At 71.7% G+C, this 6,860-nt stretch carries 7 protein-coding genes; all 7 read right to left on the bottom strand.

Annotated features, from left to right (window positions below):
* The coding region (locus tag HYV93_25050; protein MBI2529241.1) for a hypothetical protein at positions 1-795 on the bottom strand (795 nt) is incomplete at its 3' end.
* Positions 796-1,029: 234 nt separating this feature from the next.
* Positions 1,030-2,538 carry a tripartite tricarboxylate transporter permease gene (locus HYV93_25045; protein MBI2529240.1) on the bottom strand — a complete coding sequence of 503 codons (1,509 nt, stop codon included), beginning with the start codon at positions 2,536-2,538 and terminating at the stop codon, positions 1,030-1,032.
* Positions 2,539-2,551: 13 nt separating this feature from the next.
* Positions 2,552-3,058 (bottom strand): tripartite tricarboxylate transporter TctB family protein, encoded by a 507-nt coding sequence (locus HYV93_25040; GenBank protein ID MBI2529239.1) that lies wholly within the window; start codon positions 3,056-3,058, stop codon positions 2,552-2,554.
* A 1-nt stretch (position 3,059) separates the two neighbouring features.
* Positions 3,060-4,043, bottom strand: coding sequence for a tripartite tricarboxylate transporter substrate binding protein (locus tag HYV93_25035; protein ID MBI2529238.1), 984 nt, complete (start codon positions 4,041-4,043; stop codon positions 3,060-3,062).
* Positions 4,044-4,125: 82 nt separating this feature from the next.
* The gene (locus tag HYV93_25030; protein MBI2529237.1) at positions 4,126-5,232 is read right to left on the bottom strand and encodes an ABC transporter substrate-binding protein; all 1,107 of its coding nucleotides are present in this window, start codon (positions 5,230-5,232) and stop codon (positions 4,126-4,128) included.
* Between the two features lie 28 nt (positions 5,233-5,260).
* On the bottom strand, positions 5,261-6,040 hold the full coding sequence (locus HYV93_25025) for an ABC transporter permease (GenBank protein ID MBI2529236.1): 780 nt from the start codon (positions 6,038-6,040) through the stop codon (positions 5,261-5,263).
* Complete coding sequence (locus HYV93_25020) at positions 6,037-6,855, bottom strand: ABC transporter ATP-binding protein (GenBank protein MBI2529235.1); 819 nt, start codon at positions 6,853-6,855, stop codon at positions 6,037-6,039. The genes HYV93_25025 and HYV93_25020 overlap by 4 nt, the downstream gene beginning before the upstream one ends.
* Positions 6,856-6,860: the final 5 nt, after the last annotated feature.

Here is a 6,860-nt window from a genome sequence, read left to right as displayed (position 1 = left end):
GGCGGCGAGGTGGGTCGGCGGCGCCTCGGCGCCCCCGGGGCGCCGGCCCCGGCGACCCCGGCCGCGTGCCCGGGGCGTGGGAGGTCCCTCGGCCGGCTCGGCGGCGGCCGGAGCGCCGGACAGGGCACGATAGGAGAGCCGCTGGAACTCGATCCCCAGCGCGGCCGCCACATCGCCCACGGCATCGAAGGCGCGATCCTCCGACACGATCTCGATGCGGTCGCCGGAGCGGGCGGCCGCCAGCCAGACGCCCGCGCTCACGGCGATCCGCAGGTCGCTCCAGTCCCGCACGCCCGTCGCCGGCGCGCTGTGGACGAGCTGGGCGCCTCGGCGGGCCAGCAGGCGGGCGACGTCGTGGCCGATCACCCGCCAGTTGCCCACGGCCACGAACTCCGTCCGGCTTTCCTGTCTGTTGATGGCCAGGTGGTGGAGCACCCGCTCGATGTGCGGCGCGTGGCTGGTGTTCTCCACGTCGAAGAAGACCGCGCGCCGGCTCCTCGGCACCGGGCGCTCGAGCTCGGGGGGAGGCACGCGCTCCGCGTACTCGGGCTCCGGAACGGTGACGGCGAGATCGGGCGGGAGCCCTGGGCCGTCGGCTGGCGGGGCGGTGGCCACACTGACCGCGGCCACGGCGGCGGGCCGCTCCGGCGCGCCAGCGGGCTCGGGACCCGGCACCCCGAGTTCCCGCGACTCGGCCGGGCGCGCCTCCGCGGGTTTTCGCGCAGCCGCCGGCCGCCCGGCGCGGCGCCGCGGGCGGCGGGTCGTGGTCGTGCGCTTCGGGGTCTTGCGGGTCATGGGCGCTCTCCAGTCATGGCGACCGGGCCCGGCGCGCCAGCCGAGGAACACGGCCGTCGTCGGGGCCTCCGGGTCGCGCGTCCCGCGGCGGCGCCGCGGCGGAGATCGTCGCGTGCCCCGCGTCGTGACGCGGGCGATTCTACACCGGGGACGATGTGGCCGGGGCGGGAGATTGAGGCTCCCGGGCCACGGGCCGTTCCAGCGCGCCGCCGCTCGCGCCCGGGAGGCGAGGGGTCAAGGACGGGCCGGCGCCCGCAGGCGGGCCCGCAGGCGGCGGAGGGACGGCCAGGTCACCAGCGAGACCGCGAGGAACAGCAGCACGGCGCTCACCGGGCGTGTGAGGAACACCGTGAGGTCGTTCTGGTGCGAGACCATGCTGGTGAGGAAGTACTGCTCCGCCATGGGCCCCAGGATGATGCCCATCACGAAGGGGGGGATGGGCAGGTCGTAACGGCGCATGAAGAAGCCGAGCACTCCGAAGAGCATGGTGAGCCACACGTCCGCGAGATCGTTGCGGAGCGCGTAGCCGCCCAGGAAGCAGAAGACCACGATGAAGGTGTTGAGGATCGGCGCCGGCACCCGCATGAGCAGGGCGAAGGACATGGCCGCCAGGTAGCCGAGCGCGATCATCACGAGGTTGGCCAGGATCATCCCGGCGATGATGGTGTACACCTGCTCGGGCTGCCTCGTGAAGAGCAGCGGGCCCGGCTGGATCCCGTGGATGAGGAAGGCGCCCATCATGACGGCGGTGGCGGCGCTCCCCGGGATGCCCAGCGTGAGCAGGTGGATCATGGCGCCTCCCGTGGAGCCGTTCACGCTGCTCTCGGAGGCCACCAGCCCCCCCGCGTGCCCCGTGCCGAACAGCTCGGGCTCGCGGGACAGCTGCTTCTCGAAGCCGTAGGAGACGAAGGACGAGACGGTGGCGCCGGCTCCCGCGAGCCCGCCCACGGTGATGCCCACCGCCGTGCCCCGGAGCAGCGGCCCGCGGAGGGGCCAGAGGTCCAGCAGCGGCAGTCGCGGGACGGCGCGCGCCGACGGGTTCTCGGGCGCAGCCTCAGGCTGGCGGCTCACGACCTGCTCGAGGACCTCCCCGATGGCGAACAGCCCGATCAGGACCGTGACGAAGTCCACGCCGGTCTTGAGGAACGGCACGCCGAAGGTGAAGCGCTCGACGCCGTACTGGGCCTCCGTGCCGATGGTCCCGAGGAAGACGCCGGCGAAGAGGGAGACCAGGGCCGCGGGCATGGAGGACTGGCCGAGCACGGCCACGCTCGCCAGGCCGAAGAGGACCACCGAGAAGAACTCGACGGTGGAGAAGCCCAGCGCGAACCGGGCGAAGGGCGGGGCGAGGAAGGCGAGGACGAGCGCGCTCGCCAGCCCGCCGAAGGCGCTGCTCATGATGGCCAGCCCCAGCGCATAGCGCGTCTGCCCCTTGCGGCTCAGGCGATGGCCCTCCCAGGTGGTGGGCACGTTCATGGGGTCGCCGGGGATGTTGAAGAGGATGCCGGTGATGGAGCCCCCGAAGACGCCGCCGCAGTAGACGCCGATCATGAGGAGCAGCGCCGGCACGATCCCCATGACGTAGGTGAAGGGCAGCACCAGCACGATGGAGTTGAGCATGGTGATGCCGGGCAGCGCCCCCGCCACGATGCCGATGGCGAGCCCGAGCACGATCATGGCCAGGTTGAGCGGCGCGAGCGCGTTGGCGAAGCCCACGGCGAGGTTCGGGAGGATCTCGGTCATCCGGGAGCCTCCCTCAGAAGAGCCCGAGCGCCCGGTAGAGCGCCAGCGTGAGGGCCTCGAAGGGGCCGTCGCCCTTCGGCAGCGGGAGATACACCGCCTTGACGAAGACGTAGAGGAGCCCGACCGTGCCGAGCAGCGCGGAGAGCGCCACGCTGACCGGTGCCCGCGAGCCGGCGAGGAGCATGAAGGCCGCGATGAAGCCGGCCGTCGTCAGGGCGAAGCCCAGGGGGGAGGCGAGCAGCACGTAACCGACGATGAGGGCGATGCCGCCGAGGAGCGTGGGCCGCGAGATCTCGGGCCGGGCGTCGCCGGCCTCGGGGGCCCCGCCGCGCCCGCGGCGCCACTCCTCCCGCGCCTTGGCGAGGCAGGCCAGCCCGAGGCCGCAGAGCGCCAGCCGTGGCCAGAATCCGGGGCCGAGCTGCCCCTCGCGGGCGAGGCCGTCGAGACCCCACGAGCCCGGCAGGAGGGCGGCGGCCAGCACCGCTCCGGCGAGCGGGATCAGGGCGCGGCGGGGGAGCATGCTACTTGCGCAGCCCGAACTCCTTGACGAGCCGCTCGAGCGTGTCCACCTCGCTCGCCACCCACCGGCCGAAGCGGTCGTGCCCGAGGTAGCTGTCCGGGGCGAAGTACCACTCCTCGGCGAACTTCTTCCACTGCGGGGTCTCCATGGCCTTCCGGAAGGCCCCGGCCAGCGCCTGGATGCGCTCGGGCGGCGTCCCCTTGCGCGCCACGATGCCGCGGAACTGCGGCAGCGTGATGTCGATGCCGAGCTCCTTGGAGGTGGGCACCTCCGCGAAGGCGGGGTGACGCTTCTCGGCGAAGATGAGGAGGGGGCGGAGCTGGCCGGCCTTGAGGTACTGGAGCACGTCGCCCGCCTGCTCGTAGAGCACCTCGGCGTGGCCCCCGAGCGTGGCGGCGTAGCGCTCGCCGGGTTTGGGATACGGCACCGTGATCATCTTGTAGCCACGCTTCTCGAGGTAGCGCACCGTGACGTCGTCCACCGAGCCGAAGCCCGTGGTCCCCACCCGGAGCTTGCCCGGGTTCGCCTTGGCGTGGGCGAACAGCTCCTGGATGGTCTTGAAGGGCCCGTCGGACTTCACGAACAGGAAGGAGTCGGCCACCTGGGTGCGCGTGATCCACTCGAGGTCGTCCACCTTGTGGCGCGCCAGCCCCATGGGAATGGTCATGAGCGTGTCCTGGATGTAAGTGGCGACGGTGTAGCCGTCGCTCTTGCCGCCGAGGATCTGGGCCAGCCCCGTGTTGCCCGAGGCCCCGGGGACGTTGGAGACGGGCAGGGCCACCCCGAGCAGCGGTTGCGCCAGGGAGCCGATCTGGCGGGCCATGGCATCGGCGCCGCCGCCCGTGCCCCAGGTGCAGATGAAGTCGATGGGACGGGAGGGGTACTTCTCCTGGCTCGCCGCCTCCCCTGCGCCTCCCCCCACCGCGACGAGCGCCACCAGCGCGAGCAGCGCCCGGACCTGCCATCGCCTCGTGATCCTCGGCATGCGAAGCCCTCCTCGTGGCACGGGACGCCTCACGCCTGCGCGCCCCGGGTGAACGTCAGCGTCGCCCTTCGTCGCGGGAAGGCTAGGGCTTGAAGGCCCTGGCCTGCGCGATCACCTTCGCCTGGTCGAAGTCATTGATCCGGTCGATCATCTCGGGCGCGAAGTACTGGTCGGCCCCCTCCGGCTGGCCCTCCATCAGCTTCGCCCGCACGAGCACCTTGCCGTAGGCCTCGACCTCCTCGCGCGTGGTCAGCCCCCACTTCTTGCTCGGGGCCGTGTCCACCCGCATGAAGTTGAGTCCGGCCCACAGCTCCGTGAGCGCCTTCTTCATGGCCGTGGGATCATCGTCGCCCGCCGCCCGCGTCTGCGGATACACCTTCCAGTGCAGCCGCACCGCCGCCTCCGGGTTGGTGAGAGCGAAGAGCGTGGCCTTGGCCCAGCCGCGGCCGAGCCTCGCCGCCACCTCGCCGTTGTCGCGGATCCAGTCGTCCCGGGCGACGTAGGAGACGGCGAAGGACATGTGCTTGAGGGGCGCGATGTCCTGGAAGCTCCGGAGCTTGAACCCCGCGTTCTCCATGAGCGCGTACTGGGCGGACCAGAGGGCCAGGGCATCCACCTTCCCTTGGTGGAGGAGCGCGGCCGCGCCCGCCCCGAGGCCCACGCCCACGAAGGTCGCGTCCTTCTCGGGGTCGAGTCCCGCCTCCGCCAGGCAGAGCTTCATGAAGGGGATCATGGAGGCGCCCATGCTCTGGACGCCGATCGTCTTGCCCTTGAGGTCCTTGATGCTCAGGATGGGGCTGGACTCGAGGACCACGGGGTAGAACCAATTGTGGCGGATGAAGGTGTAGAAAGCCTTGACCTTGGCCCCTTTGGGGCGCATCTGAAAGAGCGTGATGGGCTGGACCACGCCCACATCCCCCTTGCCGCCCAGGACCATCTGGAGCGACGGCAGGGAGCCGGCCGCCCCTTGCAGCTCCACGTCGAGCCCCTCCTCCTGCCAGTAGCCGAGGGTCTTGGGCAGGTTGGCCGGCGAGGTCCCGACGGGGAAGTTGGTGCTGGCGAACACCACGGTGACCTTCCGGGGCGGCGCCTGGGCGGGCACCGGCGCCGGCCCCAGCATCACCGCGAGCCCGACTGCTGCCATCGCGAGCCCCGCGCCTCTCCACCCCTTCCGTCTCGCGCATTTCATGGTCGCCTCCTGTCTCGAGTCCGCTGCATCACGCCCCCGTCACGACGTCCGAATTGCCCCAGAAGATGACGCGCCGCTGGATCTTCACCACCACCAGGTGCAGGCCCACGCCCAGGAGGGAGAGAATGAGGAGCACGGCGAAGACGCCGGGCACGTCGAGAGCGAAGTTCATCTGGAGGATCAGGTTGCCCATGCCGATCTGTGAGCCGACGAACTCCGCCACGATGGTGGCGAGCAGGCTGAACACGATGGCCACGTCGAGCCCCGCGAAGAGGTACGGCAGCGCCGTGGGCACCCGCGCGAGCCGGAAGACTTGCCACTCGGAGGCCGACAGGGATCCCATCAGCTCCACCAGCTCGCGGTCCACGGCGCGGAGCCCCACGATCACGTTCACCATGACCGGGAAGAAGGCGATCATGCAGGCCATCGCCACCTTGGACCAGATGCCGAAGCCGAACCAGAGGACCAGCAGCGGGGCGATGGCGATCTTGGGCATGGCCTGGAAGCCCACCACGTAGGGGTAGAGCGTCCGCTCCACGAGGCGTGACCGGGCGATCGCCGCCCCGAGGACGAGCCCCACCAGGGCCCCGATGAGAAAGCCGAGCAGCGTCTCGGCCAGCGTGTGGACGAAGTGGGTGACGTAGATGCCGCTCCACAGCCCCCGGGCCAGGGCCAGGAAGACGGCCGAGGGCGCGGGGACGATGAAGGCCGGCACGCGGAGGCCCCGGACGAGCCCCTCCCAGGAGGCCAGGAGCGCCACCGCGATGAGGGGCGAGAGCAGGTACTCGGGCCGCCGGAGCCGCCTCACGAGGTCACCCCGGTCGTCACGGGCGCGAGGGGCGCCGCGGCCGCCCGCGCTCCAGGTCGCCCGGGGCCGGCTTCGAAGAGGCTGCGGATGTGGGCCGCGTGGGCGCCGAACCGGGGCGTCGCCATGAGGTCCAGCGTCCGCGGCTGCGGCAGGTCCACGGTGATGGTCTCGAGGATGCGCCCCGGGCGGGCCGACATGACCACCACGCGGCTGGACAGGAAGACGGCCTCCATGATCGAGTGGGTCACGAAGAGGATGGTCTTGTGCGTCGCCTCCCACAGCCGCGCCAGCTCGAGATTCATCGTCTCCCGCGTCATGGCGTCGAGCGCCGCGAAGGGCTCGTCCATGAGGAGCATGGCGGGATCGTGGACCAGGGCCCGCGCGATGGCCGCGCGCTGCTGCATGCCCCCCGAGAGCTGGTGAGGGTAGCGGTGGGCGAAGTCCTCGAGCCCCATGCTCCGGAGGAGGTCCCGCGCGCGGGCCTCGTAGGGGGCACGCTCGAGGTGGAGCACCTCCACGGGGAGCAGGACGTTCTGGAGCACGGTCCGCCACGGCAGCAAGATGGGGTTCTGGAAGACGAGCCCCACGTCGCGGCGCGTGCCGGACACGGGCTCTCCGCCGACCCAGACCCCGCCGGCCGTGGGCCGGTAGAGCCCGGCGATCACCTTGAGCAGCGTGCTCTTGCCGCAGCCCGAGGGCCCCACGATCGAGACGAGCTCGCCGCGGCCCACGGCGAGCGAGATGCCCCTGAGCGCCTCCACGGGGGCGCCGCCCCCGCCCGGGTAGACCATGCCGAGCTCCGCGATCCGGATCATGGCGT

The organism is Candidatus Rokuibacteriota bacterium, from assembly GCA_016188005.1.
Classification (GTDB): Bacteria; Methylomirabilota; Methylomirabilia; order Rokubacteriales; family CSP1-6; genus UBA12499.
This window is presented reverse-complemented; position numbering and strand designations above follow the sequence as displayed.